A 26,153-nucleotide genomic window follows, 5' to 3' on the forward strand; every position below is an offset into this window, starting at 1 on the left:
TCGCGTTGTACGCCAACGGCCTTTTGACGAATTCCAAATATTTTTCGGCGGCCCTTGTTAAGCGGAGGGTGCCTCCGTATCTTCGATCATGTGCCGACCCGGATTGTGTTCGGGCGGCGCGGTATCGACGGCGGCCACGGCGGTGGCGCGCCGAACGATGAGCCATGTCCATATCTGATCGGAGCCTTGTATGAACCACTCCATCAGCCTCACCGTGAACGGTGCGCGGCGCGACTTCGTCCTCGACGATCCGCGCGTCACGCTGCTCGATCTCCTGCGTGAGCGCCTCCATCTCACCGGAACCAAGAAGGGATGCGATCGCGGCCAGTGCGGCGCCTGCACCATTCTCGTCGACGGCAAGCGCATCAACTCCTGCCTCGCGCTCGCCATCAGCCATGACGGCGCCGACATCCTCACCATTGAGGGCGTCGCGCGTGGCGACCAGCTTCATCCGGTGCAGGCCGCCTTCATCGCCCATGACGGCTTTCAGTGCGGCTTCTGCACGCCAGGTCAGATCATGAGCGCAATCGGCATGATGCAGGAGGCGCAGGCCGGCAACGATCCCGAGCGCATCCGCGAATGCATGAGCGGCAATCTCTGCCGCTGCGGCGCCTATGCCGGCATCGTCGATGCCGTGCGCGAGGCGCAAGACCGCATGGATGAATCCAATCAGAGGCGCTCCGCATGAAGCCGTTCGATTATGTCAGGCCTGCCACGGTCGCCGAGGCCATCGCTGCCGCCGCCCAGCCGGGTGCGGCGTATCTTGCCGCCGGCACCAATCTGCTCGACCTGATGAAGGGCGGCGTCAGTCGACCGGATCGCCTGGTCGACGTCACCCATCTCGACGGGCTCGACCAGATCGAGCATCTCGCCGACGGGTCGTTGCGGATCGGCGCGCTGGTGAGCAACGCCGATCTCGCGCATGACGCGGGCTTCGCAAAGTCCTATCCGGCCGTCGCTGAAGCGCTGCTCTCCGGCGCGTCCGCGCAACTGCGCAATGCCGCCACGGTCGGCGGCAATCTGCTGCAGCGGACGCGCTGCGCGTATTTCTACGACACCGCCAGCCGCTGCAACAAGCGCGAGGCCGGTACTGGCTGCGATGCGCGCGAGGGTGAGAACCGCTCGCACGCCGTGCTCGGGTGGAGCGAAAGCTGCACCGCCACGCATCCGTCCGACTTCTGCGTGCCGCTGATTGCGCTCGACGCCATCGTCGAGATCGAGGGCGGCAACGGCCGTCGCGAGATCGCGCTCGACGCACTGCATCGCCTGCCGGGCAATACGCCCGAGCGCGAATCGGCGCTCGAACCCGGCGACCTCGTCGTCGCGGTGCGCCTGCCGGCCGCGGCGCGCGGCTTCGCCACGCATGCGCGCTACCTCAAGGTTCGTGAGCGCACGTCCTACGCTTTCGCCGTCGTGTCGGCTGCGGCTGCGTTGCGGATCGAGAACGGCAAGATCGCGGAAGCGCGGCTTGCGCTCGGCGGCGTCGCCGCAAAGCCCTGGCGCGCCCGCGCCGCGGAGGACGTGCTCAGGGGCGTCGCACCGACGGCCGACGCGTTCCAGGAAGCGGCCTGGCGCGCGCTCGCCGATGCAAAACCGTCCGGCGACAACGCCTTCAAGATCGAACTCGCGCGCCGCATCGTCGTGCGCGCGCTGACCCTTGCCGCGGCCGGGACGCCTGCGCGTATCCCCGCGCTGCCGGCCTCTCCCTTTGCCTCGACGTCCGGAGCCATCCATGCCTGAGCTCAACCTGACCAGCGCGCCCGCCCATCTGCGCCACGGCTCGAATATCGGCCAGCCGCTGACCCGCCGTGACGGCGTCCTCAAGGTGAAGGGGCAGGCGACCTACGCCGCCGACAATCATCCGCCCGGCATGCTGTTTGCCGTGATGGCGGTCTCCAGCATCGCGCGTGGCCGGGTCGCCTCGCTCGATGTCGCCGCTGCAAAGCGCCATCCTGGGGTCGTCGACGTCATGACGCCGGACCACAAGCCGCAGCTCGCGGTCGATCCCGAGATCAAGACCAATCCCTTCGTGTTCCGGATGGAAGTGTTGCAAAGCAACGAGGTCCGCTACGCCAACCAGCCGATCGCCGTCGTGATAGCGGAAACGCTGGAGGCGGCAACGGAAGGTGCGGTGCTGCTGGCGCCGCGTTACGAGACGCTGCCCGCGCTTGTCGGCCTCGATGCCGGCGAAAGCTTCGTGCCGCCGGTGGTCGGCGTCGGCAATCCCACGGAAAATCACCGCGGCGATGTCGAGGCTGGCCTTGCCTCGGCCGAGAAGCAGATCGATACGATCTACGAGACGCCGCCGCAATATCACAACGCCATGGAGCCGCATGCGATCGTGGCTCACTGGGACGGCGACAGGCTGTCGGTCGACATGCCGACGCAGGGTCTCATGCTGTCGCTGGCGCGCATTGCGGAGCTGTTCGGCATCGCGCACGACAAGATCCACATCCGCAGTCCGTTCCTCGGCGGCGGCTTCGGCTCCAAGGGGCTGATGGCGGGGCCGCAGACCCTCGGCATCATGGCAGCCAAGCTGGTCGGCAAGCCGGTCAAGCTCGTGCTGCGCCGTGAGCAGATGTATGGCCCCGTCGGCCATCGCGCGCCGACCCGTCAGCGGCTGCGCATCGGCGCGGACGGTGACGGGCGCCTGACCGCGCTCGATCATCACGCCCGGACCGTATCGAGCACGTTCGACGACTTCTACGAGCCCGCGGCCGACGCCTCGCATACGCTCTACGCGGCGCCTGCCATCCGCACCTCGCATGATGCCGTACGCGTCAACACCGGCACGCCGCTGTTCATGCGCGCGCCCGGCGAGGCAACCGGATCGATTGCGCTCGAAAGTGCGATCGACGAGATCGCCTGGGCGAGCGGCATCGATCCGCTTGCCTTCCGTCTGAAGAACTATGCCGAGGTCGAGCCGATCACGGGAAAGCCGTTCTCGTCCAAGGCGCTGCGGGCCTGCTACGAGCAGGGCGCGGCGCGCTTCGGCTGGTCGAAGCGTCCGCTCCAGCCGCGGCAGATGCGCGACGATGCCGGCCATCTGGTCGGCTGGGGCATGGGCACCGCGACCTTCCCGGCGCTGATGTTCCAGGCCGAGGCGCGTGCGGTGCTGCGCCGTGACGGCTCCGGTGCGATGGAGATCGGCGCGCACGATATGGGGCAGGGTGCCTGGACGGCGCTGGCCCAGATCGCGGCCGACGAACTCGGGCTCGACATCGACCGCGTCGAGTTCAAGGCCGGTACGTCCGACTTGCCCGACGCAGGCATCGCCGGCGGCTCGGCGCACACGGCAACCGCGGGCGCCGCGATCCACAGCGCCGGCGCGGCCGTGATTGCAAAACTCGCCGATCTCGCGACCGGTGACGAGCGCTCGCCGTTGTTCGGCGCCGGCAATGCCGGCGTGATCGCGCGCGATGGCCGATTGATCCGGCGTGACGACGAGAGCCGCGGCGAGAGCTATGCCGAGATCCTCGCGCGCGCCGGCGTCGCCGAAATCGAGGCGCGCGGCACCGGCGCGCCGAACCCGGCCGCGATGGAGGAATATGCGATGCACGCCCACGGTGCGGTGTTCGCGGAGGTGAAGGTCGATCCCGAGCTCGGACAGATCCGCGTCAGCCGGATGGTCGGCGCCTTCGCGGCGGGGCGCATCGTCAATCCGCATCTGGTGAAGAGCCAGCTGTTCGGCGGCATGATCTGGGGCCTGTCCTTCGCGCTGCACGAGGAAGCCATCACCGATCGTCGCAGCGGCCGGATCATGAATGCCAATCTCGGCGAGTACCACATCCCCGTGAATGCCGACGTGCCGCCGCTCGACGTGATCACGGTCGAGGAGCACGATCCGCATGTGAATGCGCTTGGCATCAAGGGTGTCGGCGAGATCGGCATCACTGGCAGCGCCGGTGCGGTCGCCAACGCCGTCTGGCATGCGACCGGCGTGCGCGTCCGCCGTTTCCCGATCAGGATCGAGGAACTGCTGACGCAGATCTGACGCAGCAGGCGGGGCGAGATCTTCTCGCTCCGCCGGGACGTCAGTTCATCTTCCTGCGCACGGCCTTGATCGCCTCGCGCTGCGTCTCGATGTATTCGGCGATGGCTTTGCGCAGCTCGCGCGAACGGAGCTTGTCGGCATCGCGCTGCACTTCGTCGAGCGCGGCTTCTGCATTGGCGAGCGTGATCGTCATCCGCGAACCCTGTTACGAAGCGTCCCCGGAACGCGAGCAGTCCGGGGCTACGGCCCGCAACATATAGCGGCTTGGCCCGCGAAAATTGAGATGGCTCAATCTCCGTAAGAAACCGGTGGCTCCGTAAGATCCCGGATAGCGCCGCTGTGTTTCAGAATGTCGGCGGCGTGCAGGCCGAGATCACTTCGCACGGCTTGCCGCCGACACAGCGGAAGCGATGCGGGCGGCGGCTCTCGAAATAATAGGCATCGCCGGGATTGAGAATGCGGCGCTCGTCCTCGACGGTGACTTCGAGCTTGCCTGAGATCACGATGCCGCCTTCCTCGCCGTCATGGACGAGATGGACGCGCCCTGTGTCGCTGCCGGGCTCGTAACGCTCTTTCAGGATCTGGAGGCTGCGGCCGAACAGATTGTCGCCGACTTGCTGATAGGAGATCGGCTTCTTGCCGACCTCGGTCAGCTCCTCCGCACGGTAGAAGATCTTGCGCCGTGACTCCGGCTCCAGCGCGAAGAACTCGGCGAGTCCCATCGGGATGCCGTCGAGGATGCGCTTGAGCGCGCCGACCGACGGGTTCATCTGGTTGGATTCGATCAGCGAAATCGTCGAATTGGTGACGCCGGCGCGCTTGGCGAGCTCGCGCTGCGACAGCTTGTGGCGCGCCCGGATGAATCGCAGCCGTCCACCGATGTCGACGCTCATGCCCTTGTCCTGTGTTGCAGGTGTTGCGGATCGCGCAAATATGGACCGGCTGCCCCTGTGAAATCAATGGCTTGCAGGTCACCAGAAAAGGACTTGTTGCCCTCCGGCAGCCGTGGCTCTGCTATCCCGTCAGCAAAGGAGCGTGGCCCGTGACCGTTCATCAGATTCCGAACACTATCAAGACCGACTCGTTCTGGATGCCGTTCACGGCCAACCGCCAGTTCAAGAAGGCGCCGCGCCTGTTCTCCTCGGCCGAGGGCATGCATTACACCACCGTCGACGGCCGCAAGGTGATCGACGGCTCCGCCGGCCTCTGGTGCGTCAATGCCGGCCATGGCCGCAAGCAGATCGCCGCTGCGGTGGAGCGCCAGCTCATGACGCTGGACTTCGCGCCGTCGTTCCAGATGGGCCATCCGCTGGCATTCGACTTCGCCGAGCGCCTCGCCGAGATCGCGCCGAAGGGCCTCGACCGCATCTTCTTCACCAATTCCGGCTCCGAGTCGGTCGATACCGCGCTGAAGATCGCACTCGCCTATCACCGCGCCAATGGACAGGCGAGCCGTACCCGCCTGATCGGCCGCGAGCGCGGCTATCACGGCGTCGGCTTCGGCGGCACCTCGGTCGGCGGCATGGTCGCCAACCGCCGCGCCTTTGCGACCCTGCTGCCGGGCGTCGACCACATCCGCCACACCCATGATCTCACCCGCAACGCCTTCGCCAAGGATCAGCCCGAGCATGGTGCCGAGCTCGCCGACGATCTCGAGCGTTTGGTGGCCTTGCACGGTGCGGAGACCATCGCCGCCGTCATCGTCGAGCCGGTGCCGGGCTCGACCGCGGTGCTGCCGCCGCCGAAGGGCTATCTCAAGCGCCTGCGCGAGATCTGCGACAAGCACGGTATCCTGCTGATCTTCGACGAGGTCATCACCGGCTTCGGCCGCCTTGGCACACCGTTCGCCGCCCAGTTCTTCGGCGTGACGCCTGATATGATGACGACGGCCAAGGGCATCACCAACGGCACCATTCCCTGCGGCGCGGTGTTCGCGAGCCGCAAGGTGCATGACGGGATGATGGTCGGCCCCGAGAACCAGATGGAGCTGTTCCACGGCTACACCTATTCGGCGCATCCGACCGCCTGCGCCGCCGGCATCGCGACGCTCGACATCTACAAGGATGAAGGCCTGCTCACGCGCGGTGCGTCGATCGCCGAATACTGGCGCGATGCGCTGCATTCGCTCAAGGGCCTGCCGAACGTCGTCGACATCCGCAATTGCGGCCTGATGGGCGCAGTCGAATTGGCGCCGCGCGACGGCGTGGCCGGCGCGCGCGGCTATGACGTCATGGTCGACTGCTTCAACACCGGCCTCTATCTGCGCATGAGCGGCGATAGCTTCGCGATGTCGCCTCCGCTCATCGTCGAGAAGAGCGACATCGACCAGATGGTCTCGATCCTCGGCGACGCCATCAAGAAGGTGGCCTGATAATTGCTCTCGCCGTTGCGGAGTTTCTTTTGCAGCGGCGAGCGTGATGCCGCGGGAGTTTGACGAAGCGTGAAAGTTCTGATCCTCGGCAGCGGTGTCATCGGTGTCACCTCTGCCTACTACCTCGCACGTGCCGGCCACGAAGTGACGGTTGTCGACCGTCAACCGGAGCCGGCGCTGGAAACCTCCTTTGCCAATGCGGGCGAGGTATCGCCCGGCTATTCCTCGCCCTGGGCGGGCCCCGGTGTGCCGGTGAAGGCGGTCAAGTGGCTTCTGATGAAGTACGGCCCGCTGGTGATCCGGCCCAATCTGGATCCCGTGATGTGGGTCTGGCTGCTCAAGATGCTGCGCAACTGCACCAGCGCGCGTTACGCGGTCAACAAGAGCCGGATGATCCCGATCGCGGAGTACAGCCGCGATTGTCTGCGCGATCTGCGCCGCGACATCGGCATTCAATATGACGAGCGCGCGCAGGGCACGCTCCAGCTGTTCCGCTACCAACAGCAGCTCGACGGCACGGCCGAGGATATCGCCGTGCTCAAGCAATATGGCGTGCCATTTGAAGTGCTGAGCCGCGAGGGCTGTATCGCGGCCGAGCCGGCGCTTGCCGGCGTGAAGGAGAAGTTCGCCGGCGGACTTCGCCTGCCGCAGGACGAGACCGGCGACTGCCACATGTTCACGCAGGCGCTGGCCAAGCATGCCGAGGCGCTCGGCGTGCGCTTCATGTTCAACACCGGCATCGACCGCATCGTCACCGACGGCGCGCGCGTCAGCGGTGTCGCGACCAGCGCAGGGATGTTGCAGGCGGACGCCTACGTGCTCGCGCTCGGAAGCTGGTCGTCGCGGCTCGTCGCGCCGCTCGGCATCTCCTTGCCGGTCTACCCGGTGAAAGGCTACTCGATCACGGTGCCGATCAAGGACGCTTCCGGTGCGCCGGAATCGACCGTGATGGACGAGAGCTACAAGGTCGCGATCACCCGTCTCGGCAATCGCATCCGCGTCGGCGGCACCGCCGAAATCTCCGGCTTTTCGACCAAGCTCTACGACGCGCGCCGCGCCACGCTCGATCACTCCTTGACCGATCTGTTCCCGCGCGGCGGCGATTTGTCCAAGGCGACGTTCTGGAGCGGTCTGCGGCCGATGACGCCGGACGGTCCGCCCGTGATCGGTCCGACGCAATACGCCAATCTCCACCTCAACACCGGCCACGGCACGCTCGGCTGGACCATGTCCTGCGGCTCCGGCCGCGTGCTCGCGGACATGCTGTCGGGCAGGAAGCCGGAGGTCGATGTGAGCGCCCTGACGGTGGACCGGTATAATCACCGGTTTGGCTAAGACTCTATCCGCTCGTCATTGCGAGAAGCGAAGCGACGAAGCAATCCAGACTCTTTCCGCGGAGACAGTCTGGATTGCTTCGCTGCGCTCGCAATGACGATGTGGAAGCATCGTCGTTCTCTTTCGTAAGAACGAGGGGAGAAGAACTACCCGGCCCCCGTCACGCAATTCACCCAAAGCACCACGGCCTTCGCATCCTGCGCCGGGTTGGAAAACCGGTGCGGCCTTCGGCTTGCAAATCTAAAGCTGTCGCCGGTCTTCAGCGACCACGTCTCGCTGTCCACCGTCAGCATCATCTCGCCTTCGAGGACGAGTCCGGCCTCTTCGCCGTCATGGGTGTAGAGCTCGTCGCCGGTGGAGCCGCCGGGCTCCAGATGCACCAGGAACAAATTGAGCCGGTTGTCGGCGCTGGCCGGGCTCAGCAATTGCTTGGACACGCCGGTGCGCCAGAGCTTCAGCTCGGGCCGTTGCAGCCCGCGCGTGACGACCTGATCTGATGCGCCGTCGGCACTCGGGCTCGCGCCGAATAGCGCGGCGATGCCGACGCCGAGCACGTCGGCCAGGGTTGCCAGCACGCGCAGGGAGGGTGACGACAGGCCACGCTCGATCTGGCTGAGAAAGCCGATCGAAAGATCCGTGCGCGCTGCGACGGTCTCGAGCGAGAATTGCCTGACACGCCTGAGATCGCGGATGCGACGGCCGACCGCGACGTCCATTGCAGGCTCCGTCGGCTTCGCGGCAGCCTTCTTGACCTTCCTGACCGGCTTTGCGGCGGCCGGTTTGCGCATTCTTTTGCCACCGCTCACGTCAAACCGCTTCCTTCATGTGCATGAAAACCGCTTGCATCGTCCGCGAAAGTGTGACCAAATTTTCATATTGGTGAAAATAGGCCGAAACGGCTTGGCCCGCAACGTCTGATCACGACATGCGCGAGCGCCGTCATCGGCCGGACCCAAAGGGGGATGCGATGAAGCGTTTTGGTCTGGCCGCGGTCGCGGCGCTCGCACTGGCAGCGATGGCTCCGGCCTCGGCGCAGCAGGTGCTGAAGGTCGGCTCGACGCCGACCGGCATTCCCTTCACCTTCCTCGATACCAAGACCAACACCATCCAGGGCATCATGGTCGATCTCGTGACTGAAGTGGGCAAGGATGCCGGCTTCAACGTGCAGATCGAGCCGATGCAGTTCTCGGCGCTGATCCCGTCGCTGACCTCGAGCAAGATCGACATCATCGCGGCGGCGATGTTCATCACCGCGCCGCGGAAAGAGGTCGTCGACTTCTCCGACCCGATCTATACCTATGGCGAGGGCCTCGTGGTGCCGAAGAGCGACACCAAGGCCTATGTCACGCAGGATGATCTGAAGGGCGAGACGGTCGGTGCCCAGGTCGGCACCGCCTTCGTCGATGCGCTGAAGAAGTCCGGCCTGTTCGCCGACGTCAAGGCTTACGACACCATCCCGGATATCCTGCGCGACGTGAACACGGGCCGCCTCAAGGCCGGCTACGCCGATTATCCGATCCTCGCCTACAATCTGAAGCAGGGCGGTTTCCCCGAGGTGCGTCTCGTCGACGGCTACAAGCCCGTCACCGTCGGCTCGGTCGGCATCGGCGTCCGCAAGGGCGAGGCCGCGCTGCTCGGCAAGATCAACGCCTCGCTCGCGAAGCTGAAGGCCAACGGCACCATCGACAAGATCCTCGACAAATGGGGCCTCAAGGCCCAGGGCTGACAGAGGCTGATCGAGCTTTACGATGAAAGGCTTCTGGCACGACGCTGTCGAGTTCTTCCCGATCCTGATGAACGGCGTCGCGTTGACGATCGTCGTCACCATCGGCTCGCTGTTGCTCTCGACGGTGCTGGGCCTGATCTGGGCGATGATGCGGGTCTCGGGCATCCGTGTCCTGTCGATGCTCAGCGCCAGCCTGATCAACGTAATCCGCGGCATCCCGATCATCGTGCTGCTGTTCTACCTCTACTTCGTGATGCCGGATCTTGGCGTCACGCTGTCGGCTCTGCAGGCCTCGATCCTCGGGCTCGGCATCGCCTATTCGGCCTACCAGGCTGAAAACTTCCGCGCCGGCATCGAGGCGATCGACAAGGGTCAGATCGAGGCCGCGCAATCGATCGGCATGGGCTGGTGGCTCACCATGCGCCGCGTGGTGCTGCCGCAGGCAGTGCGCATCGTGCTGCCGCCCTACGGCAATGTCATGATCATGATGCTGAAGGACTCTTCGCAAGCCTCCACCATCACGGTCGCCGAGCTCGCGTTGCAAGGCAAGCTGATCGCCTCCTCGACCTTCAAGAACACCAACGTGTTCACGCTGGTGGCGCTGATGTATCTCACCATGAGCATCCCGCTGATCCTGCTGGTCCGTCATTTCGAGAAACGGGCCGGCAAGCGATGATCGAGCTCAGCGACGTCCACAAGAGCTTTGGCAAGGTCGAGGTGCTCAAGGGCATCACGGCCTCCGTCCAGAAGGGCGAGGTGGTCTGCATCATCGGCCCCTCGGGCTCCGGCAAGTCCACTATCCTGCGCTGTATCAACGGTCTCGAAAGCTATGACCGCGGCGAGATCAGCGTCGAGGGCCTCAAGGTGGACCGCGACGCGCCGTCGATCGTGTCGATCCGCACCCAGGTCTCGATGGTGTTTCAGCGCTTCAACCTGTTCCCGCATCGGACAGTGCTCGAAAACGTCGTCGAGGGGCCGCTGTTCGTGAAGAAGGAGCCGCGCGCGCAGGCGTTCGAGCGGGGCCGCGCGCTGCTCGCCCGCGTCGGGCTCGCCGAGAAAGCCGACGTGCATCCGCCGCAGCTCTCCGGCGGCCAGCAGCAGCGCGTCGCGATCGCGCGGGCGCTGGCGATGCAGCCCAAGGCCATCCTGTTCGACGAGCCGACCTCGGCGCTCGATCCCGAGCTCGTCGGCGACGTCCTCGGCGTGATGCGCAAGCTCGCCGATGAGGGCATGACCATGGTCGTCGTCACCCACGAGATGGGTTTTGCCCGCGACGTCGCCGACCGCGTGCTGTTCATCGACGGCGGGGTCATCGTCGAGCAGGGGCCGGCCAAGGCGCTGCTCAATCAACCCCAGCATCCGCGGACGCAGGACTTCTTGCGCCGCGTGCTACATCCGCTCTGACCGGACCTTTGTAATGACGCGCCTGCCTCTGCCGCCCTCGCTCTATGCCGACACCGCCGTTGCGCGGGTCGCCACACCGCCGCTCGACGCGGACAAGAACGTGTCGGTCGCGATCGTCGGCGGTGGCTACACAGGGCTTTCCACCGCGCTGCATCTGGCGGAGCAGGGTGTTGAAGCATTGGTGCTGGAGGCGCAGGAGCCGGGCTGGGGCGCGTCGGGCAACAATGGCGGGCACACCAATCCCGGCCTGAAGCACGATCCCGATCAGATCGAGGCCGATTTCGGCACCGAACTCGGCCGCCGCATGATCGCGTTCTCCTACGGCACCACGAATTTCACGCACGATTTGATCCGCCGTTACCAGATCCCGTGCGAGGCCCGGCAGAACGGCACGCTGCGCGCGGCCTATAACGAGGCCAGCGCCGCCGCGATCGAGAAAACGGCGCAGCAATGCATCCGCCGCGGCATGCCGGTGAAATATCTGAACCGCGAGCAGTTGCGCGCGATGACCGGCACGGACCGCTACATTGGCGCCATGCTGGACGCGCGCGGCGGCGATCTGCATCCCCTCAGCTACGCCCGCGGTCTGGCGCGTGCCGCGATCTCGGCCGGCGCGAAAGTCCACGGAGAGACGCCGGCGCTATCGCTCCGCCGTGAGGGCACGCGCTGGCGCATCGAGACGCCGCGCGCGGTGGTGCACGCGGACAAGGTATTGCTCGCCACCAACGGCTTCACCGACGATCTCTGGCCGGCGCTCCGCCGTACCATCGTCCCGGTGTTTTCGTCGATCGCCGCCACCGCGCCGCTCTCCGACGCGGTCGCAAGTTCGATCATGCCGACGCGGCCCGTGCTCTACGAGAGCGGCCACATCACCGTGTACTACCGCATCGACCAGCAGAACCGCCTGTTGATGGGGGGCCGCGGCCCGATGCGCTGGATCAACTCGCCGAACGACGTCGCCTATCTCATGCGTTATGCAGAACGGCTCTGGCCACAGCTCAAGGGCGTGGCCTGGACCCATGGCTGGAACAGCCGGCTCGCCATCACCAAGGATCATTATCCGCATGTGCACGAGCCGGCGGACAACATCCTGATCTCGCTTGGCTGCAACGGGCGCGGCGTCGCACTCTCGACCGCGATGGGCGCGCAGCTTGCGCGTCGCCTGACCGGCGGCTCCAAGGCCGAGATCGACATGCCCGTCACCGGCATCAATCCGATCCCGATGCATGCGTTCTGGCCGGTGGGTGTGACGACCGCTGTGATCGCAGGCCGCGTGCGGGACAGGCTCGGTATTTGAAGAAGGCGCCGCCCGGTCAGGGACGGCGCCTCGCGTGAATTGCTAACCGCGTCAGCAGCGGCCCTGCTTCCACAGGCCGGGCGGGCATCCTCTGCCGCGCCAGCCGACCTTGCGCCCATGATGCCATCCGGGAGCTACGGCGTAGCGATGTGCATGGTATCCGCCGTGGTGGCCATGACCGTGGCCATGACCATGACCGTGGCCGCCCTTGGCGAACGCTGCGCCGGGCATGGTGAAGCCGGCCGCGATGATCAATGTTGCGGCGAGCGCAAGTTTCTTCATCCGAAATCTCTCCTGTAAGGCACGCATCTGTCCGTTCGGCGAACGAACATCGATCGCGGTGTCGCGTGCAAATATGGAGGAGTCGTGACGCTCAGCTTTCCGCGACAGCATCCGCCCAGGGCTGGAAGATCTCGACCGCGCCAAAATTCGTGTCGCCGTCGCGCATGACCACGCTCGGGCAGGCGAACTTCTGCGGCAAGGACTGCACCCGGCTCTCCTCATAGTCGAAGCGCGCGGCAAGGGTCTTGCGGACTTCCGCAGGAAGTCTGGCGTCGCCGATCACGACCTCGCCTTCGCTGGCGTCGATGCGCGGCTGGTGGATGGCGCTATCGAGATCCATGCCGAAATCCATCGCAAAGGACACGAGCTGCATCACGGACGGCAGGATGCGGCGGCCGCCGGAGGCGCCGACCGCGAGACGCTTGCCGTCCTTGGTCTCGGCGATGACCGGGGTGTAGTTGCAGAGGCAGCGCTTGCCGGGCGCGAGCGAGTTGGTGGTACCCGGCGTCGGATCGAACCACATGATGCCGTTGTTCATGGCGATGCCGCTGTGCGGTGTCACATATTTCGAGCCGAAGGACGAGAGCAGCGTCTGCGTCACCGCTGCGATGTTGCCGTGGCGGTCGACCACAGAGAAATGCGTGGTGCAGGCGGGCGCCAGATATTCGGCGCCGAGCGAGCGCTTGCCGGCGGCATCGCCCATGTCCTTGAGCCGCTCGCGGAAAGCCGCTTGCAAGGCGAGCGCATATTCGGCGTAGGCGGCCGCATCCGGCGCGCTCGCCGGCTTCAGACTCTGCTGCAACAGGCGTAGCGCATGCGCCATGGTCGGTCCGGCCGTGAGCTCCGGCGTCGCAAACACCTTGCCGTTGCGATAGGGGATTGCCAGCGGCTCGCGCAGATGCGCGCGGAACGCGGCGAGATCTTCCACCGACAGCGAGCCGCCGTCGGCCTTGATGTCGGAGGCGATGCTCCTGGCGAGATCGCCCTGGTAGAAATCGCGGGGGCCAGCTTCGGCGAGATGCGACAGCGTCGCCTTCAGCGTGTCCTGCGGCATCCGCGTCTCGGACTTGATGCCCCACGGCGCGCTCGGCGGCAGGCCGTCCTTCAGGAATGCTGCCGCGCTTGCGGGGTAGCGCCTGAGATCGGCGGCCGAGCCCGAGATCGTCACCGTGGTCCACCAATCGACCAGCAGGCCTTCGCCGGCGAGCGCGGCGGCCGGCGCGACCAGATCTTTCCACGGCATTTTGGCGTAGCGGCGATGCGCCTCCTCCATGCCGGCGACGACGCCGGGCACGGCGATCGAGCCGGGGCCGTGGATGTTGCGATCGTCCTTCACGCGCGGCCAGGGAAACAGATCGGAAGCTGCGCCTTCGCCGCTGAGCGGATAGTCGGCAGCGCGCAGGCTCTGCGGCGCGCACATGCCGTAGTCGATCACCTCGGTGCGATTTTCCTTGGCGCGGTAGAGCACCATGGCGCCGCCGCCGCCGATGCCGCTGTTCCAGGGCTCCAGCACGTTCAGCGCGAAGGTGGTCGCGACGATCGCGTCCACGCAGTCGCCGCCCGCCGCCAGCACCTGTGCCCCGACTTCGGCCGCCCGCCGCGATTGCGAGGCGACGATGCCGCCCTTGGATTTGACGGCGGGTTTGCGGACGGTTTGGTTGAGGCTGAACTGGTGAGGCATGATGTCGTCTTGATCTCTGTTGTTTTGGGCTTTTTGCGCTAACGCGGAAGGTCAGCATTGGCGGGGCACGGTGAGGATGGCACATTGCGGCCAACGAAAACATCCAAAGGGAGGCGCGGCATGGCAGGTGTGAAACAGGCGCGGGATGGCGCCGTCGGGATTCTGACCCTCGACGAGCCGGCGAGCCTGAACGCGATGACGCCGGATCTGCTCGGCGCACTCGCTGCCGCCGTCGCCGAGATGACTGGGGATGCGAACGTTCGCGCACTGGTTCTCACCGGCGCAGGGCGCGGTTTTTGCTCAGGACAGAATTTGAAGGCGTCGGAGGCGCTCGGCGAGGACATCGCCGCCGGCGTGATGCGCTTCTATTGGCCCGCGTTCAAAGCGCTGCGCGAATGCCGTGTGCCTGTTGTCGTAGCCGTCAACGGCGTCGCGGCCGGTGGCGGCTTCAGTCTCGCGATGGCCGGCGACATCATTGTTGCGGCGCGGTCGGCGAGCTTCATCCAGGTGTTCAGCCGCATCGCCCTGGTGCCGGATCTCGGTTCGACCTGGCTGCTGCCACGCCTGGTCGGTCGTCAGCGTGCGCTCGAGCTGATGCTGCTGAACGAGCCGCTGACGGCCGAACGCGCCCGGGAGATCGGCCTGGTGCGAGAGGTCGTCGACGATGCCAAGCTGATGGACGAGGCGCTGGTCCTGGCGCGGCGCCTCGCCGACGGCCCGACGCGCGCTTTGGTCGCAACCCGAGCGCTGGTTGAGGACAGCGAGCACACGACCTACGAGGCGCAGTTCCGCCGCGAGATCGAGGTTCAGGCCACGATCCGCAAGAGCGCCGACGCCATCGAAGGCCGGACCGCCTTCGTCGAGAAGCGCAAGGCAAGGTTTACGGGACGGTGAGGCTCGCCATGTCCGGGCTTGACCCCGGCATCGACGTCTTCGGCGGTGGTCCAAGAACGAGGATGGCCGGGACAAGCCCGGCCATGACGAGGGAGATCAGTGGGAAAACGGCGAAGCCGCAGCGCTCAGAGCCTGCGGTCCAGCCGGCTGGCCCGATACTTGGCGTGCCATTTCGGGCCAGGTCCGCGCATGTAGTGCAGCTCGGGGCGGTACGGGTTGCCCGCGATCCGCACCAGCTTCTGCCATTTGGTGGCGACGAAGGTGATGGGCTGGCAGAGCAGGGTCAATGAAGCGAACAGCATGGCATCACCTCAATGCGGCTTGCCAAGCATGGCGGTGAAGGGGAGGTCGAAAATCTCCTCGCCGTCGGACCCGCTGACATGGATCACCCAGTCGCGCCAGTCTTCGGCACCCGGGGTCTGGATCATCGAGTGCATGATCTGGGCGGCACGGTCACGCGCCTCGGTCAGGCTCGCCACTGCGATGCCGCTGCGATCGATCAGCGTGCCGTCGGTGTTGGAGCAGTGAAAATAGACCTGGACCATATGCGTCTCCTATTGGGAGCGATTGGGATGGCAAACAGATACCACCCGAGGCCTTCGCGAAACATTCGGGGCGAGCCCGGTAAGGGAATCTACGGAGATTGGTCGGCACCAAGGCTCATTCGGGTTTGATCACAGGGGGGTGATGATCAACTGGACGGCGTTCCCGTGACATGAAACAACTTTGGACGGAAAGTCCGGGGGGCGCCGTGAACCACTTCACATTTTCGCGGGGCCGAAGGCGCCTGTGCCTGTCTGCGGCGATCGTCGCCGGAGTGTTGCTCGGTCTCGCCCAGGAAGCCTCATCCGAGCCGGTGAGGAAAAGCGGCTACGCGATCGGCACGGAAACCTGCGGCAGCGGCGATCTCGCCTTTCCCAAGATCCAGATCGACATGAAGGCGGGATTCTGCGCCGGCCTGGTCGCCAGCGAAGAGGATCATCTCAAATTTCCGCGTTCGATCATCCAGGTGCCGGGCCGTGATCTGTTCGTCGTCGCCGACATGGGCGGCTGGGGCCACACCGACGGACGGCTGTTGCTGCTCGATCCGCGCGCGCCCCAGGGGCAGCGGTTCAAGGAGTTGCTGACGGCAATCGAATATCCGTTCGGCCTCGTGATCGGTCCGGACAAGAAGCTCTATGCCTCGACCGCGGAGACGATCTTCCGCTTCGATCCGCTCGCCGACAATCCGCGGAGCACGGTCGAGACCATCATCCGGCACATGCCGGGCCGGCGGATCACATTGCCCGACGGCACAAGGCTCGACGAGAGCGCGCATCCGCTCAAGCAGTTTGCCTTTGACAGGAACGGTCGGCTGTTCGTCAATATCGGCTCGCACAGCGACGATTGCATCACGCCGGCGCCGATCACAAAGCCCTGCGCGGCGGCCGAGGGTGCTTCCGCGATGGCATCGATCTGGCTGTTCACGCCGCCGTCAGGCGGCGTCTTCCCGGCATTGGGGCCGAAAGACCCGGACCCGCCGCACACCGTCTATGCGCGCGGCCTGCGCAACTCGATGGCGCTGGCGCTGCACCCGAATTTTCCCGATGCCGGCTACGCCTTCCTGCAAGGCGAGAATGGCCGTGACCTGCCCGACATCTTCAAACCGAACGAGGAGATCAACGCGATCGAGCAGGGCAGGCATTATGGCTGGCCCTATTGCTATGACCTCTCGACGCCGAGCCCCGAATTCAAGCTCGTGCTGCAATCCGGGGTCTACAAGTCGCTCTGCACGGCCAACGCACTCTACAAGGCGCCGTTCTCGCTGATGCCGCCGCACGGCGCGCCGCTCGCGATGCTGTATTACCACGGCGCGAAATTCCCGGAGCTGGAAGGCAAGCTGCTGGTCGGCCTGCACGGCTATCGTCCGACCGGCAGCCGCCTCCTCGCCTATGACGTCGACGACCATGGCTTCCCGAAGCCCGCTCCGGCGCCGGTGCGCTATCACGTCAGTTGCGCGGCCGATCCGACTCACAGTTTTCAGACCGAGGCCGGCGACGTCGCCGCTGCACCGTTCGAGGAGCTGATCGCCGGCTGGCACCGCGTCAACGGTGCGCGGCCGCAAGGCGCCCCAGTCGGCATGACTGTCGCAGAAGACGGCGCGATCTGGCTGGTCGAGGACAAGAACAAGACCGTGATCCGCATCGACCGCGCCGCGGGCGAGGCGCCTCCGCCGCTTCCCTGCGACATGCGCAGCCAGGCGATGATCGACCAGCTTGCGGCCTTCGTCGCCGGGGATGCGCAGAACAGCGTCCGGCTCACCACGCTGCGCAAGGGCCTCGTCGAGAAGCATTGCGTCGGTTGCCATTCGGATTTCGGCCTGAAGGCAGGGCAATCGGACGCGGAAAAGGACACGACGGTGCTGCGCTTCATGCTGTCGCAGGACGGCTGGATCTATCCGGGCGATCCCGAGTCCGGCAAGCTGCGCACGCGGCTGCGCGGTATCGGCGCCGAGAAGCTGATGCCGCCGGGCGGCGAAGGCCTGCCCAAGACCGAGCCCGGTTACACGCGTCTGCTCGACACCGCGGACCTGCTGGTTGCGAAAATGGTCCCGGGCACGCGGATGCGGATCAAGTCCGGCCCGCCGCAGCGCAAGTTCTTTGGCAAGACCAACAAGGAATGCGGCGAAATACCGGCCGCCAAGGTCGTTGTCGTGACACAAAGGAGCGCTGTAGACAAACCCGGCATCAGCCGGTTCTTCCGGCCGGCCGATCCCTATTTGAATGGCGAGTGCAGCGACGACGATGGCTATTACATCCGGCAGGAATTTCTGGTGCCTGTGCAGTAGCGTTCTTCTCGTGATCGCGACGTCCGCCCAGGCGGAAACGAAGCTGTTCGAAAGTGTGCAGGTGACGCCGTCAGGCGAATACACGTTCGGCATCGAAGGGCCGGCTGCCGATCTCGACGGCAACCTCTTCGTGGTCAATCTTGGCAAGGCCGGTGCGATCGGTAAGCTGCCTGCGGGCGGCGCGGCTTCGGAGCCATTCACGGCACTGCCCGAGGGCAGCGTCGGCAACGCCATCCGCTTCGCGCGTGACGGCACCATGTTCATTGCCGATTACAAGAAGCACAACATCTTCGCGATCGCGAAGGGCGCGAGCGAGCCCGTCGTCTGGTTTCATTCCGACGAGATGAGCCAGCCCAACGACATCACGATCGCGCGCGACGGCACGATCTACGCGAGCGATCCGAACTGGAAGGGCAGGGAAGGCCACATCTGGCGGATTGCGAAAGCCGCCGACGGGTCGGTGCAGGGGCAGGTGATGTCGGCATCGCGCGCGATGGGCACCACCAACGGCATCGATCTCAGCCCCGATGGCAAGACCCTCTATGTCGGGGAATCCAGCAGCGGCCAGATCTGGTCCTATGCGATCAATGGCAACGAGCTCACCGGCGCAAAGATGGTGAAGGCATTCCAGCCCGACACCGTCGACGGCCTGCGCACCGACGTCGCCGGCCGCCTCTATGTCGCGCGCATTCTCAAGGGCACGGTCGCGCTGATGAAGCCCAATGGCGCGGTCGAGCGGGAGATCGTGCTGAAGGGCAAGGAGCCGACCAACCTCGCCTTCGGCGGCAGCGATGGCAAGACCGTCTTCGTCACCCAGCGTCAGGGCGGTTTCGTCGAGTCCTTCCGCACCGACCAGCAGGGCCGCGAGCACTGCCTCCAGCGCGGACGCTGCTGATCTTCAGGGGCGATCTGCTTCCGGCGCGGGGCAGTGCGGCATGCGCGGCATTCTTCTTGCTTGCATCTCGCCGTCGCAGGGACCAAGACATCTGTGGCATCGTCAGAGCGTAGACACCACGGAGTGTTTGAGTGAAAGCCGTCCATACCGAACTGCATCGCAGCCACGATCCGCAATTCTTCCTGGTTCGCGGCGTCGTCAAGCGCACCACCGAACAGCCCGAGCGCGCCGACCGCCTGCTCAACGGGTTGAAGGATGGCAAGCATCAATTGGTGGAGCCGACGACATTCGGGCAGGGGCCCCGCGCGCGCATCCACAGTCCGGAATATCTGTCGTTCCTGAGCGAGGCCTGGGAGGCCTGGACCGCGCTTGGCGATTCCGGCCCGGAGATGATCGGCAACATCCATCCCGTGCGCCATGCCGCGACCTATCCGACCCACATCGTCGGCAAGCTCGGCTGGCACACCGCCGATACCGCGGCGCCGATCGGCCCCGGTACCTGGGCCGCGGCTTGCGCCGCGACGGACGTCGCGGTCACGGCAGCGCAGATGGTGGTGGACGGCGAGGACGCGACCTATGCGCTCTGCCGTCCACCCGGGCATCACGCCTATCGCGACATGGCCGGCGGCTTCTGCTTCCTCAACAACAGCGCGATCGCGGCGGCGCATCTGCGGCTGAAGCACGAGCGCGTCGTGATCCTTGACGTCGACGTCCATCACGGCAACGGCACGCAAGGCATATTTTACGCGCGGCCGGACGTGTACACCGTGTCGATCCACGCCGATCCCATCGCGTATTATCCCTATGTGTGGGGCTATGCGCACGAGCGCGGCGAAGGTCCGGGCCTCGGCGCCAATCTCAACATCCCCCTGGCCATCGGCACCGGTGATGACGGCTACATGCAGGCCATGGATGTCGCGCGCAAGGCGATCGAATCCTTCGCGCCCGGCGCCCTCGTCATCGCACTCGGCCTCGACGCCTCCGAGCACGATCCGCTGCGCGGCCTCGCGGTCACCACACCCGGCTTCCGCCGCATCGGCCAGGCCATCGCCAGGATGGGCCTGCCGACCGTGTTCGTGCAGGAGGGCGGCTATCTCTCGGATATTCTGGGCGCGAACCTGACCTCGGTGCTGGCAGGGTTCGAAGAGGCGCGCTGATCTTCGCCTCTCCCCGCGTGCGGGGAGAGGCCGGAATTTGCGATAGCAAATTCCGGGTGAGGGGGAGTCTCCGCGAGTCCAATCTTCACCTTTCTCGCGGTGACAGCCCCTCACCCCAACCCTCTCAGCGCGAGCGAAGCTCGTCGCGGCCCCGTAAGAACGGGGAGAGGGACTAGACGCGCCCCGCCCTAATCCTTGAACAAAATCTGCTCCAGCAGATCGATCCGGCTGATCCGGATGCTGCTGCCGTCGATGACGATGATGCGGCGGTCCTGGAAACGCTTCAGCATCATCGTGACCCATTGCCGTGTCGACCCGACCATGGCCGCGATCTGGTCATGGGTGATCTTGCGGTTGATGACGACGGTATCGCCTTCGGCAACGCCATGAAGCTCCGACAAAGTGAGCAGGAACTGGGCCAGCCGTTCGATCACCGAGCGTGTGCCGAGGATCTGCGCCATCGAAGAATAGCATTTGCCCTTGGCGATGAGACCGTCAATCAGCGCCAGCGCGAAGCTCGGCATGCCGGTCAGTAATTTCTCGAGCGCGGGGCCGGAGAGGGCCGTGATCTCGCAGGCCTCGATGGCGATGCCGGACCACATGTGAATGCCGCCGCCCGATATCTCCGGGCCTCCGATGAAATGTCCGGGCGTCCAATAGGCGAGCGTGATCTCGCGTCCCGACGGCGCGGTGTAGTAGACCCGCACCTGCCCGCGGCGGATGATGAAGATGCCGTCGTGGCCGTCGCCCTGGCTGAACACCATCTCGCCCTGCGGCACCGTGATCGTGCGGCCGGCCGCGTGCACGCGCGATTGTTCGGGCACCGACAGCCGATCGAGGAAATGCGCCCCGGCGTTCAGCCCGTCGATCGTCTCGCTCATGAACAACGCCGAGCTTGCGGTCTTCGTGCGCGTGCTGCGCACTCGCCGCGTCTTCTCGCGGTCGGTCCAGTCGAACTGAACGCCCGGGTGATGCCGGTTGGCGAAAGCGGCAGGCTCGGTCGCGGCAGCTTCCTTGAGTATGGTCATCGCAATCCGTCAGCTCTTAGATGTCTTGCGAATAGGTAAGAGCGACGATGGTGCGATGTCCATCTCTTTGCGATCGTTCCAAATCACTTAGCAAAGCTTGATACGCGCGCCGACCGGCGGCGAAACGATTCCTCTGTTGATCGCTTCATCCCGAGAAAATCCTTTGCGCCGATGCGCGACGGAATCATGACGCGAGCGCGATGCAAGTAATTGCTTCAAGCAGCGAGCCGCTCCTTCGATACTGCCGGTTCGCGTCGCTGCCGGAATGGCCCGGCCTCCGAGGACAATTCGATGATCGATTTCAGCTCTGTCAGAACGAGTGCGGCCGTCGTGGCCATCACAGTCGCCATGTTCGGTCCATCGCAGGCGGAGACGATACGTGTGGCGGTCGGAACGCAGGATACGACCATCAACTGCGCGACCGGCGGGCTGCTCATTCGCGAGCTCAAGCTGCTGGAGAAGTTCCTGCCCCATGACGGCAAGTACAAGGATGTCACCTACGACATTCAGTGGAAGAACTTCACCAGCGGCGCGCCGCTCACCAATGAGATGGTCGCGGGCAAGCTCGATTTCGGTGCGATGGCGGATTTTCCGGGCTCGTTGAACGGCGTGGCGTTCCAGAAGGCGGGACGCCGCAGCCTCTTCATCAGCGTGTTGTCCGGCAGCACCAAGGGCAGTGGCAATGGCATCGTGGTGCCGTCGGGTTCGCCGGTACAGTCCCTCGACGAGCTCAAGGGCAAGACCATCTCCGTGCCCTTTGCATCGACCTCGCACGGCATGCTGCTCCGCGCCATCGAGGCCAAGGGCTGGAATCCCGAGACCGACGTCAACATCATTACGCAGGCGCCCGAGGTTGCTGGGCCGGCCTTGCAGGCCAACAAGATCGAGGCGCATGCCGACTTCGTTCCGTTCGCCGAACTGTTTCCGTGGCGGGGTTTTGCGCGCAAGATCTTTGACGGCGCGCAGGCGAACGCACCGACATTCCACGGCGGGCTGGTCGATGCCGAGTACGCCGAAAAATATCCCGAGATCGTCGTCGCCTATTTGCGTGCCGCGATCGAGGCGGACCGCCTGATTGCCGAGGAACCGGAAAAGTACAGCGAGCTGATCGCAAAGGTGACCGGCATCGAGGCCGAGGTCGAATATCTCTTCCATGGCCCGCTCGGTCTTCAGACCCGTGACGTGACCTGGAAGCCGGAATACCGCCAGGCAGTCGCAACCTCGATCAAGACGCTGAAGTTGCTCAAGCGGGCGGATAGCGATCTCGATATCAACCAGTTCGTCACGGACAAATTCATCCGCGTGGCGGCCGCGCAGGCCGGGCGGAACTACGACTCCGAGCTGAAGAACTATGCGCAGCTTCCGCTTCGAGCCAAGGACGCCGCGACGGGCGCCGAGATCGGCGACTTCAGCCGTGTTGCGCAGATCTGGATCAAGGACGAGGCTCATGTCCGCCACTACGCGTCGCCCGAGAACGCCTTGAAAGCGCTCGCCGGCCTTGAAAAGGACGGCAAGACCATCCGCGTCGTCTACGCTCAGGATCGCGAGACCGGCATCAAGCTGTTCGCAAACCAGGCCTGGTTCGTGCGATCGTCGAGGGGCGAGCTGAGCGCGTTCCTGCTCAAAGACGCGGCGGAACGCTGGTCGAAGCAGCATGGCGGCGCGGTGCTCGACTTTGCGGCCGCGCGCGAGTCCCTCGTCGCGAGCCGGTAAGGCGATGGCCGCCGCTATCCAGGCACGGCCTGCTGGCATCCGATGGGTGGTCCGCGGCCTTTCGATCCTGGCCTGCATCACCCTGTGGCAGGTCGCTTCGACGACGCATCTCAATCTGGGGATCGTGACCTTCCGCAATGTGCCGCCGCCGGTCGAGGTCGTCCAATCCGCTATCGCCCTGTTTCGTTCGCCGAAACTGGCTGCGCATATCACCAGCAGCCTCTGGCGCGTGTTCGCGGGCTACGGGGCGGCGGTCGTCATCGGCGTGATCCTGGGATTTGCGATCGGCCGGTCGCGCGCGGCGAGCGACCTCTTGCTGCCGCCGCTCGAATTGCTGCGGCCGATTCCGGCGGTGGCGTGGATACCGCTGTCGATCCTGATGTTCCCGTCGTCCGAACTGTCGATGATCTACATTACCTTCATCGGAGCCCTGTTTCCGATCGTGCTGAACACCGTGCACGGTGTTGCGAATGTCGACCGTCGGCTGGTCGCCTCCGCCCGCAGCTTGGGCGCGCGCGGACCGGCGATCCTCTGGGAAGTGGTCCTGCCGGACGCTGCGGCCAGCATCGTCACCGGGCTCGCGATCGGCATGGGCACGTCGTGGTTCTGCCTCGTCACCGCGGAGATGATCTCAGGCCAGTTCGGCATCGGCTACTACACCTGGGAGGCCTACACGTTGCAGAATTATGCCGACATCATCGTCGGCATGCTGATCATCGGCCTGCTCGGCATGGGCTCCAGCTGGCTGCTGACGACCGCCGGGCGGCTTCTGATGCCTTGGCGCAGCTCGCGAGTTGCACGATGAAAGGCGTGGCGTGATGAACATTCGGGTCGCGGATATCGACGCGAAGAGCGTCGGTCGCATCGACATCGCCGATGTCTCGATCTCGCTTGGCGAAGGCAGTGATGCGTTCGAGGCGGTGAGCGGTCTCGACTTTGCCATCGCGCCGGGCGAGCTCGTCTGCATTCTCGGTCCCTCCGGCTGCGGCAAGTCCACGCTGCTCGGCGCGCTGGCCGGACATCTGCCAATTACAGCCGGCCGGCTCACGGTCGACGGGCAGAAGGTCCAGGGGCCGAGCCCCGATCGGGGAATGGTGTTTCAGCAACATACGCTGTTCCCCTGGAAACGGGTGCGCGACAATGTCGCCTTCGGCCCGAAGATGCGGGGACTTGCGAGAAGGGAACGTGACCGCGCCGCCGACGCCATCCTGAGGCTGGTCGGGTTATCCGGGTTCGAGGCGTTTTATCCGGCGCAGCTGTCAGGCGGTATGCAGCAGCGTGTCGAGATCGCGCGGGTCCTGATCAACCAGCCGCGAGTGCTGCTGATGGACGAACCTTTCAGTGCGCTGGACGCGCAGACGCGCGGCATGATGCAGGAGGTCCTGCTCGACATCTGGAGCAAGATCCCGACCACCACGGTCTTCGTCACCCACGACATCGACGAGGCATTGTTCCTCGCCGATCGCATCGTCGTGATGAGCGCAAGACCCGGCCGGGTGATCGAGGATGTGGTGCTGCCTTTCGCGCGGCCACGCAGCCACGATCTCGTCACCGAACCCGAGTTCGTGCGCCTGAAGCGGCATGTCATGCAGCTTCTGCGACAGCCGGAAGGCAGCGAGCCGCTGGCACGGCTCAGTCCGCTCGGTGTTACACCCTAGAACATCCCGCTCGCCGCGAGGGCCTTGCAGACGTGCTGCATCTCGGCCTCGTCCGCGACCATGTCGAGCATGACAGTGGTCAGGCCCTTCGCCGCGAACTCCTTCAGCTTCGCGCCGATCTCGGCATAGCTGCCGACGAGATAGGGACAGTCGGCCTGGAAGGTCAGGAACGGCAGCAGCCAGTAGCCGTTGTCGGCGAGCTCGCCGCTCTGGCCGTCATAGAGGCGCCGCTTCCACACGGAGTCGCTGTTCTCCACGGTGAGCGCGAGCAGCTCGCGATCATCGGAATTGTCGCGGAAGCGCGCCTTTGCCGCGCGCCGCGCCTCGTCGCGTCCCTCGCGGGCGAAAATGCCAAAGTTCATTCCGGGCGCTTCGAGGCCGCGATCGAGATCGGGCGGCAGCATCTGCATCTTGATGCATCCGGTCTCCTTCGCCACGCGCTGCGCCGCTTCAGACTGGCCCGCGACCAGGAATTCCGGCATCAGCTCCGCCGGCAAGCGCGGGCGAAGTTGCAGGTTGCTCGCGCGGTAGAACCGTCCCTCGAAATTCACCGGGCGTGGGCTTTCCAGCAATTGGCGCATCAGCGCGACGAATTCGCCGAGCCTGACATAGCGGTCGGCGTGCGACTGGTCGTCGCCCAGCCCCTGCAGATCGCTGACCGCGGTCCCCGTGATCATGTTGAGATAGACCTTGCGGCCGTGGAGCTGCGCAAAGGATGAGACGAATTTTGCAGCCGTGAACGGGTGCATGTAGACGGGATTGACCGCGATCAGCGGCGAAGATCGCGCCGTCGCAGCCATGATGTGCTGGGCCATCGCCCATGGCTCGACGAATACGTCGTTGCCTTCGAACAGCAAAATGCCTTCGAAGCCGTTGCGGTCGGCGAACCCAGCCACCCGCATCAGCTCGCCGACATATTTTTTGGGATCGCGGTTGCGCGAGATCGCGGGAAAGACGCGCAGCCGCGCCGGCGTCATTCAGCCGCTTCCTGGAGCGGCCAGGCATTGCGCGCGATGGGAAGGCCGCCGGTCGCACGGGAGCCGTCGGCGATCGCGAGACGATGCGAGGGCGATGGCGAGCACAGCGAGAAGCGCCACGCGTGCGGATCGTCGGCGATGTCGGGCTTGAAGCTGATCTCAATGGCCTCCCGCGACACTTGCATTGCGAAAGCGTCGAGCGGCAGATTGAGCCCAAACCCCCGCGCCTTCAAATAGGCCTCCTTGAGCGTCCAGTAGTCGAAGAAGCGCTCGATCGCGGCGGGCTCCGGCAGTCCGCGCAGGGTTTCGACCTCCTCCGGCGCAAAGAAGCGAAGCGCGGTGGACAGCGGCGCGACACGCCGCGACACGGTTTCGACGTCGACCCCGACGGCCTCATGCCTCGACACGACGCAGGCAACGCAGCCGTCGGCATGGGACAGGCTGAAATGCAGCGCGGTCGAGGTCGCGGGCGCTGCAACAAACGGCCGCCCGTAGCGGCCGGCCCCGAACGACCAGTCGGAGGGTGCGACGTTGGAGACGACCTGCGACAGCGCCATGCGCAGCATCGCGTGCGCGAAGATATATTGCCGCCGATGCCGCTCGAACATGAAGCGGTCGGCGCGGATCCGTTCGTCGACCGAGAGCAGGCGGCGGCACGCATCGACCGCGCCCGGCGCGTCAATGGTCTCGATCAGTCCGACAAACAGTTCAATTCTGTCGTCTGCCATTAATTGGGCCCATGGCGTCAGGCGGAGGCCAAATCTCCGACCTGACGGAAGAATCAACTGAGCAAGAATCAACTGAGCGGACCGCTTCTAACGGTCCACCCGGGCAATTTCTTGTCGATTTGCAGGCCGGTTTACAGGCGCAAGCTTGTGCGAGACCCCAACTCGACGAGCGAGCGGCCCATATCC

26 protein-coding genes are annotated in these 26,153 nt (G+C 65.2%); 16 read left to right on the forward strand and 10 right to left on the reverse strand.

All coding sequences use genetic code 11. From position 1 onward, the window contains the following. The first annotated feature begins 190 nt into the window (after positions 1–190). From NLM25_RS09315 to NLM25_RS09325, 3 genes are read left to right on the forward strand one after another with little or no spacing between them, the layout of a single operon-like run. Positions 191–688, forward strand: a complete 498-nt coding sequence (locus tag NLM25_RS09315) for a (2Fe-2S)-binding protein (RefSeq protein ID WP_254136718.1) — start codon at positions 191–193, stop codon at positions 686–688. After that, positions 685–1,740: a xanthine dehydrogenase family protein subunit M gene (locus NLM25_RS09320; RefSeq protein ID WP_254136719.1), complete on the forward strand. Its 1,056-nt coding sequence runs from the start codon at positions 685–687 to the stop codon at positions 1,738–1,740. Before NLM25_RS09315 ends, NLM25_RS09320 begins: the two co-directional genes overlap by 4 nt. Next, entirely contained in the window at positions 1,733–3,994 is a 2,262-nt protein-coding gene (locus NLM25_RS09325) for a xanthine dehydrogenase family protein molybdopterin-binding subunit (protein ID WP_254136720.1), read from the forward strand. Before NLM25_RS09320 ends, NLM25_RS09325 begins: the two co-directional genes overlap by 8 nt. Positions 3,995–4,034: 40 nt before the next feature. Here NLM25_RS09325 and NLM25_RS09330 read toward each other — a convergent pair whose 3' ends face one another. Both NLM25_RS09330 and NLM25_RS09335 read right to left on the reverse strand, forming a co-directional pair. Then, positions 4,035–4,187 carry a hypothetical protein gene (locus NLM25_RS09330; RefSeq protein WP_254116570.1) on the reverse strand — a complete coding sequence of 51 codons (153 nt, stop codon included), beginning with the start codon at positions 4,185–4,187 and terminating at the stop codon, positions 4,035–4,037. Positions 4,188–4,338: 151 nt separating this feature from the next. Next, the gene (locus tag NLM25_RS09335) at positions 4,339–4,887 is read right to left on the reverse strand and encodes a cupin domain-containing protein (RefSeq protein WP_038972074.1); all 549 of its coding nucleotides are present in this window, start codon (positions 4,885–4,887) and stop codon (positions 4,339–4,341) included. Positions 4,888–5,036: 149 nt separating this feature from the next. On the opposite strand from NLM25_RS09335, the gene NLM25_RS09340 reads away from it, so the two are divergent. Together NLM25_RS09340 and NLM25_RS09345 are read left to right on the forward strand one after the other, a co-directional pair. Beyond that, positions 5,037–6,365 (forward strand): aspartate aminotransferase family protein, encoded by a 1,329-nt coding sequence (locus tag NLM25_RS09340; RefSeq protein ID WP_254136721.1) that lies wholly within the window; start codon positions 5,037–5,039, stop codon positions 6,363–6,365. A 69-nt stretch (positions 6,366–6,434) separates the two neighbouring features. Then, a complete protein-coding gene (locus NLM25_RS09345) occupies positions 6,435–7,700 on the forward strand; it encodes a D-amino acid dehydrogenase (protein WP_254136722.1) in 1,266 nt (421 codons plus the stop codon). A gap of 146 nt (positions 7,701–7,846) precedes the next feature. Here NLM25_RS09345 and NLM25_RS09350 read toward each other — a convergent pair whose 3' ends face one another. Further along, positions 7,847–8,488: a helix-turn-helix domain-containing protein gene (locus NLM25_RS09350; RefSeq protein ID WP_254136723.1), complete on the reverse strand. Its 642-nt coding sequence runs from the start codon at positions 8,486–8,488 to the stop codon at positions 7,847–7,849. A gap of 179 nt (positions 8,489–8,667) precedes the next feature. Here NLM25_RS09350 and NLM25_RS09355 point away from each other — a divergent pair, with 179 nt between their 5' ends. From NLM25_RS09355 to NLM25_RS09370, 4 genes are read left to right on the forward strand one after another with little or no spacing between them, the layout of a single operon-like run. Beyond that, positions 8,668–9,426 (forward strand): ABC transporter substrate-binding protein, encoded by a 759-nt coding sequence (locus NLM25_RS09355; RefSeq protein WP_254116574.1) that lies wholly within the window; start codon positions 8,668–8,670, stop codon positions 9,424–9,426. Between the two features lie 22 nt (positions 9,427–9,448). Continuing rightward, the gene (locus NLM25_RS09360) at positions 9,449–10,102 is read left to right on the forward strand and encodes an amino acid ABC transporter permease (RefSeq protein WP_254116575.1); all 654 of its coding nucleotides are present in this window, start codon (positions 9,449–9,451) and stop codon (positions 10,100–10,102) included. Continuing rightward, positions 10,099–10,830 (forward strand): amino acid ABC transporter ATP-binding protein, encoded by a 732-nt coding sequence (locus tag NLM25_RS09365; RefSeq protein WP_254116576.1) that lies wholly within the window; start codon positions 10,099–10,101, stop codon positions 10,828–10,830. Before NLM25_RS09360 ends, NLM25_RS09365 begins: the two co-directional genes overlap by 4 nt. Positions 10,831–10,843: 13 nt before the next feature. Further along, positions 10,844–12,127, forward strand: a complete 1,284-nt coding sequence (locus NLM25_RS09370; RefSeq protein WP_254136724.1) for an FAD-binding oxidoreductase — start codon at positions 10,844–10,846, stop codon at positions 12,125–12,127. Between the two features lie 51 nt (positions 12,128–12,178). Here NLM25_RS09370 and NLM25_RS09375 read toward each other — a convergent pair whose 3' ends face one another. Further along, a complete protein-coding gene (locus tag NLM25_RS09375) occupies positions 12,179–12,409 on the reverse strand; it encodes a hypothetical protein (protein WP_254136725.1) in 231 nt (76 codons plus the stop codon). 91 nt (positions 12,410–12,500) lie between these two features. Continuing rightward, entirely contained in the window at positions 12,501–14,090 is a 1,590-nt protein-coding gene (locus NLM25_RS09380; protein WP_254136726.1) for a gamma-glutamyltransferase family protein, read from the reverse strand. 120 nt (positions 14,091–14,210) lie between these two features. On the opposite strand from NLM25_RS09380, the gene NLM25_RS09385 reads away from it, so the two are divergent. Beyond that, a complete protein-coding gene (locus NLM25_RS09385; protein ID WP_254136727.1) occupies positions 14,211–14,984 on the forward strand; it encodes an enoyl-CoA hydratase-related protein in 774 nt (257 codons plus the stop codon). A 125-nt stretch (positions 14,985–15,109) separates the two neighbouring features. Here NLM25_RS09385 and NLM25_RS09390 read toward each other — a convergent pair whose 3' ends face one another. Together NLM25_RS09390 and NLM25_RS09395 are read right to left on the reverse strand one after the other, a co-directional pair. Further along, the gene (locus tag NLM25_RS09390) at positions 15,110–15,286 is read right to left on the reverse strand and encodes a hypothetical protein (protein ID WP_254116581.1); all 177 of its coding nucleotides are present in this window, start codon (positions 15,284–15,286) and stop codon (positions 15,110–15,112) included. Positions 15,287–15,295: 9 nt separating this feature from the next. Further along, on the reverse strand, positions 15,296–15,529 hold the full coding sequence (locus tag NLM25_RS09395) for a DUF6894 family protein (RefSeq protein WP_254116582.1): 234 nt from the start codon (positions 15,527–15,529) through the stop codon (positions 15,296–15,298). 206 nt (positions 15,530–15,735) lie between these two features. Here NLM25_RS09395 and NLM25_RS09400 point away from each other — a divergent pair, with 206 nt between their 5' ends. The 3 genes from NLM25_RS09400 (at position 15,736) to NLM25_RS09410 (ending at position 19,863) form a co-directional block, all read left to right on the forward strand. Beyond that, complete coding sequence (locus NLM25_RS09400; protein ID WP_254136728.1) at positions 15,736–17,811, forward strand: PQQ-dependent sugar dehydrogenase; 2,076 nt, start codon at positions 15,736–15,738, stop codon at positions 17,809–17,811. After that, positions 17,768–18,706, forward strand: coding sequence for an SMP-30/gluconolactonase/LRE family protein (locus tag NLM25_RS09405; protein ID WP_254136729.1), 939 nt, complete (start codon positions 17,768–17,770; stop codon positions 18,704–18,706). The genes NLM25_RS09400 and NLM25_RS09405 overlap by 44 nt, the downstream gene beginning before the upstream one ends. Positions 18,707–18,837: 131 nt before the next feature. Next, a complete protein-coding gene (locus NLM25_RS09410) occupies positions 18,838–19,863 on the forward strand; it encodes a histone deacetylase family protein (protein ID WP_254136730.1) in 1,026 nt (341 codons plus the stop codon). Between the two features lie 188 nt (positions 19,864–20,051). On the opposite strand, the gene NLM25_RS09415 is transcribed toward NLM25_RS09410, so the two are convergent. Next, complete coding sequence (locus tag NLM25_RS09415; RefSeq protein ID WP_375167824.1) at positions 20,052–20,891, reverse strand: Crp/Fnr family transcriptional regulator; 840 nt, start codon at positions 20,889–20,891, stop codon at positions 20,052–20,054. Positions 20,892–21,239: 348 nt separating this feature from the next. Between NLM25_RS09415 and NLM25_RS09420 the strand changes: the two genes are divergently transcribed. Genes NLM25_RS09420 through NLM25_RS09430 form a run of 3 tightly spaced genes read left to right on the forward strand, consistent with a single transcriptional unit; the run spans position 21,240 to position 24,262 of the window. Then, positions 21,240–22,604 carry an ABC transporter substrate-binding protein gene (locus NLM25_RS09420; RefSeq protein WP_254141143.1) on the forward strand — a complete coding sequence of 455 codons (1,365 nt, stop codon included), beginning with the start codon at positions 21,240–21,242 and terminating at the stop codon, positions 22,602–22,604. A gap of 4 nt (positions 22,605–22,608) precedes the next feature. Then, a complete protein-coding gene (locus NLM25_RS09425) occupies positions 22,609–23,409 on the forward strand; it encodes an ABC transporter permease (RefSeq protein WP_254136731.1) in 801 nt (266 codons plus the stop codon). A 13-nt stretch (positions 23,410–23,422) separates the two neighbouring features. Further along, entirely contained in the window at positions 23,423–24,262 is an 840-nt protein-coding gene (locus NLM25_RS09430) for an ABC transporter ATP-binding protein (RefSeq protein ID WP_254136732.1), read from the forward strand. Here the strand turns inward: NLM25_RS09430 and NLM25_RS09435 are convergent. Together NLM25_RS09435 and NLM25_RS09440 are read right to left on the reverse strand one after the other, a co-directional pair. After that, on the reverse strand, positions 24,259–25,239 hold the full coding sequence (locus NLM25_RS09435) for an LLM class flavin-dependent oxidoreductase (protein WP_254136733.1): 981 nt from the start codon (positions 25,237–25,239) through the stop codon (positions 24,259–24,261). The two genes, NLM25_RS09430 and NLM25_RS09435, sit on opposite strands and share 4 nt — an antisense overlap. After that, a complete protein-coding gene (locus NLM25_RS09440; RefSeq protein ID WP_254136734.1) occupies positions 25,236–25,967 on the reverse strand; it encodes a 4'-phosphopantetheinyl transferase superfamily protein in 732 nt (243 codons plus the stop codon). The genes NLM25_RS09435 and NLM25_RS09440 overlap by 4 nt, the downstream gene beginning before the upstream one ends. Between the last annotated feature and the right edge of the window lie 186 nt (positions 25,968–26,153).

Origin of the sequence: Bradyrhizobium sp. CCGB01 (assembly GCF_024199795.1) — a bacterium.
Taxonomy (GTDB): domain Bacteria; phylum Pseudomonadota; class Alphaproteobacteria; order Rhizobiales; family Xanthobacteraceae; genus Bradyrhizobium.

What these genes read in the sequence shown, in the direction of transcription:
- NLM25_RS09315 (WP_254136718.1), top strand. Translation starts at nt 191, where the DNA reads ATGAACCACTCCATCAGCCTCACCGTGAACGGTGCGCGGCGCGACTTC.
- NLM25_RS09320 (WP_254136719.1), top strand. Translation starts at nt 685, where the DNA reads ATGAAGCCGTTCGATTATGTCAGGCCTGCCACGGTCGCCGAGGCCATC.
- NLM25_RS09325 (WP_254136720.1), top strand. Translation starts at nt 1,733, where the DNA reads ATGCCTGAGCTCAACCTGACCAGCGCGCCCGCCCATCTGCGCCACGGC.
- NLM25_RS09330 (WP_254116570.1), bottom strand. Translation starts at nt 4,187, where the DNA reads ATGACGATCACGCTCGCCAATGCAGAAGCCGCGCTCGACGAAGTGCAG.
- NLM25_RS09335 (WP_038972074.1), bottom strand. Translation starts at nt 4,887, where the DNA reads ATGAGCGTCGACATCGGTGGACGGCTGCGATTCATCCGGGCGCGCCAC.
- NLM25_RS09350 (WP_254136723.1), bottom strand. Translation starts at nt 8,488, where the DNA reads ATGCGCAAACCGGCCGCCGCAAAGCCGGTCAGGAAGGTCAAGAAGGCT.
- NLM25_RS09355 (WP_254116574.1), top strand. Translation starts at nt 8,668, where the DNA reads ATGAAGCGTTTTGGTCTGGCCGCGGTCGCGGCGCTCGCACTGGCAGCG.
- NLM25_RS09360 (WP_254116575.1), top strand. Translation starts at nt 9,449, where the DNA reads ATGAAAGGCTTCTGGCACGACGCTGTCGAGTTCTTCCCGATCCTGATG.
- NLM25_RS09365 (WP_254116576.1), top strand. Translation starts at nt 10,099, where the DNA reads ATGATCGAGCTCAGCGACGTCCACAAGAGCTTTGGCAAGGTCGAGGTG.
- NLM25_RS09370 (WP_254136724.1), top strand. Translation starts at nt 10,844, where the DNA reads ATGACGCGCCTGCCTCTGCCGCCCTCGCTCTATGCCGACACCGCCGTT.
- NLM25_RS09375 (WP_254136725.1), bottom strand. Translation starts at nt 12,409, where the DNA reads ATGAAGAAACTTGCGCTCGCCGCAACATTGATCATCGCGGCCGGCTTC.
- NLM25_RS09380 (WP_254136726.1), bottom strand. Translation starts at nt 14,090, where the DNA reads ATGCCTCACCAGTTCAGCCTCAACCAAACCGTCCGCAAACCCGCCGTC.
- NLM25_RS09385 (WP_254136727.1), top strand. Translation starts at nt 14,211, where the DNA reads ATGGCAGGTGTGAAACAGGCGCGGGATGGCGCCGTCGGGATTCTGACC.
- NLM25_RS09390 (WP_254116581.1), bottom strand. Translation starts at nt 15,286, where the DNA reads ATGCTGTTCGCTTCATTGACCCTGCTCTGCCAGCCCATCACCTTCGTC.
- NLM25_RS09395 (WP_254116582.1), bottom strand. Translation starts at nt 15,529, where the DNA reads ATGGTCCAGGTCTATTTTCACTGCTCCAACACCGACGGCACGCTGATC.
- NLM25_RS09405 (WP_254136729.1), top strand. Translation starts at nt 17,768, where the DNA reads ATGGCTATTACATCCGGCAGGAATTTCTGGTGCCTGTGCAGTAGCGTT.
- NLM25_RS09415 (WP_375167824.1), bottom strand. Translation starts at nt 20,891, where the DNA reads ATGACCATACTCAAGGAAGCTGCCGCGACCGAGCCTGCCGCTTTCGCC.
- NLM25_RS09420 (WP_254141143.1), top strand. Translation starts at nt 21,240, where the DNA reads ATGTTCGGTCCATCGCAGGCGGAGACGATACGTGTGGCGGTCGGAACG.
- NLM25_RS09425 (WP_254136731.1), top strand. Translation starts at nt 22,609, where the DNA reads ATGGCCGCCGCTATCCAGGCACGGCCTGCTGGCATCCGATGGGTGGTC.
- NLM25_RS09430 (WP_254136732.1), top strand. Translation starts at nt 23,423, where the DNA reads ATGAACATTCGGGTCGCGGATATCGACGCGAAGAGCGTCGGTCGCATC.
- NLM25_RS09435 (WP_254136733.1), bottom strand. Translation starts at nt 25,239, where the DNA reads ATGACGCCGGCGCGGCTGCGCGTCTTTCCCGCGATCTCGCGCAACCGC.
- NLM25_RS09440 (WP_254136734.1), bottom strand. Translation starts at nt 25,967, where the DNA reads ATGGCAGACGACAGAATTGAACTGTTTGTCGGACTGATCGAGACCATT.